Annotated in this window: 1 protein-coding gene; it reads left to right on the top strand. The window is 70.3% G+C overall.

From position 1 onward, the window contains the following. On the top strand, positions 1 to 1,443 hold a 1,443-nt coding region (locus tag RIM90_RS31495; RefSeq protein ID WP_309064145.1), incomplete at its 5' end, for a S8 family peptidase. Positions 1,444 to 1,513: the final 70 nt, after the last annotated feature.

A 1,513-nucleotide genomic window follows, 5' to 3' on the forward strand; every position in this document is an offset into this window, starting at 1 on the left:
CTCGGCAGTGCGGTCGAATCGACGACCGGCTCCGACACCGGGCCCCTGGCGGACCTGCTCGAAACCCGTCACGCGGCTCTGCGACCGCTGTTCGGGCTGTCGGAAGGCCACATGAAGGAGCGGATCGGCTCAGCGGGCGTGGCACTCGAGGCGGCCGGTCCCGTACCGACCGACGACGCGCCGGTTCCGGACCTCTCGCTCTACTACCGTGTGGTGACGGACGAGGACCGCCTCGATGAGCTGGCCGCCGACCTGCGTGCGGACGACCTTGTCGAGACCGCCTACATCAAACCCGCGGGCGAGCCGCCGGCCCTTCTCGAGCGACCTCGCACGCTCAACGACATGCAGCCGGACGTCCAGGCGCCGCCCCCTACCACACCGGACTTCCGAAGCCACCAGACCTACCTGGACACGGCCCCGGCCGGGGTCGACGCCTGGCTGGCCTGGACGATCCCGGGCGGTGGCGGTCAGGGAATCAGCGTCATCGACTGCGAATGGGGCTGGCGCTTCACCCACGAGGACCTGTCCGTGGGACAGCACGGCGTCGTCGCCGGCACAAGCTCCGCGCACACCGATCACGGCACCGCCGTCATCGGCGTCGTCGGCGGTGACCGCAACGCCTACGGCATCACCGGAATCGCTCCAGAAGCCACCGTCGGCGCCTCGTCGTTCGCCGATCAATCCACCGGGCAGGCGATCAGGGCCGCCGCCGACAGACTCGCCGCCGGCGACATCATCCTCCTCGAAATCCACCGGCCGGGACCGAACTCTCCCGTCCCGCCGAACGGCCAGTTCGGCTTCATCGCCGTCGAGTGGTGGCCGGACGATTTCGCGGCGATCCGCTACGCGGTCGCGAAGGGCATCGTGGTGGTCGAGGCAGCCGGCAACGGTGCGCAGAACCTGGACGACGCCGTGTACAGCGTGCGGCCCACAGGCTTCCCGACGGGCTGGACGAACCCCTTCGACCTCGGCAATCCCCAATCCGGAGCTGTCCTGGTGGGAGCGGGCGCGCCACCGCCCGACACGCATGGCGCGGACCACGGGCCCGACCGTTCACGCCTCGGCTTCTCCAACTACGGCTCCCGTGTCGACGCCCAAGGCTGGGGCCGGGAGGTCACGAGCACCGGCTACGGGGATCTGCAGGGGGGATGGATCCAGGACCGCTGGTACACGGACCGATTCTCCGGGACGTCCAGCGCCTCGCCCGTGGTGACCGGCGCCCTGGCCTGCCTGCAGGGAATGCTGCGAGCACGAGGACACCACCCTCTCACCTCCTCCAAGGCCAGGCAGTTGCTGCGCTCCACCGGGTCGCCGCAGACGGACGCCCCGGGCAGGCCCGCCAGTCAGCGCATCGGCAACCGTCCCGACATCCGCCAGATGGTCGCCGCCGCCGGCATCGGCTCACGCGCTGCCGAGGGCGACCAGTACTGCAACGGTGCTTAGGGCGAGAGTGATGTGCCGGTACCAGCCCGGACAGCGGCGGACCTCGTACTGGTCCAGGCCGCGTTCGTTC

The organism is Streptomyces sp., assembly GCF_031181555.1.
Taxonomy (GTDB): domain Bacteria; phylum Actinomycetota; class Actinomycetes; order Streptomycetales; family Streptomycetaceae; genus Streptomyces; species Streptomyces fimbriatus.